1 protein-coding gene is annotated in these 644 nt (G+C 67.2%); it reads right to left on the bottom strand.

Annotated features, from left to right (window positions below; translation table 11 throughout):
- Positions 1 to 644 (bottom strand): condensation domain-containing protein (locus tag ABQE44_RS25790; RefSeq protein ID WP_448432653.1); only part of this gene is annotated, 644 nt, incomplete at both ends.

Genomic DNA, 644 nt, shown 5'->3' with positions numbered 1-644 from the left:
TCGGTCAGCGACAACCCGTTCGGTGAGACGCGCCACGGTTCAGCGAATCCGTCACCGGTCGGAGCACCAAGGCGCCCAAGGTAATTGAACCCGATTGTCGGGTCTTCGGCGTCGAGTCCCGATTCAGGGCTCAGGTAGCGAAGCAGGCCATAGGTTAGACCGTCGGGCAGCGAACGAAGCTGCTCCTTGGCGTTCTTGAGCGCCGAGCCGAGCGCCGCGTCACCGGCGATCACCTGGTCCCACGACAACCGGTCTGTCACCAGGGCCACCGGGTACTTGGCGGTGAACCAGCCCACCGTGCGCGACAGGTCCACGCCGGTGTCCGGGCCCGCCACGTCCTCGTCGCGGCCGTGGCCTTCGACGTCGATGGCGATCGGGGCACCGCCGGCCGCCAACAGCTCGGCGATCGCCATCGCGAAGGCGATCAACAGGATATCTTGTGTCCCAGCTCGAAACGCCGCGGGCACCTCATCGAGCAGCATGCCGGTGGCTTCGGCATCCAACTCGGCGGAGAACCGCCCGGCGGTCACATAGGTGTCGGCCTCGGGCTGCGTCGCAGGAAGCACCGTCGGTGTCGCCGCCACCTTCTTCCACGGTTCGGCCAGCTGAAGCACGTCTGGACGGCGGGCATGGTCGGCCAGCAG

The organism is Mycolicibacterium sp. XJ2546 (genome assembly GCF_053483195.1).
Note: the sequence above shows the minus strand (reverse complement) of the source record. Positions and strands in the feature narration are given on the sequence as shown.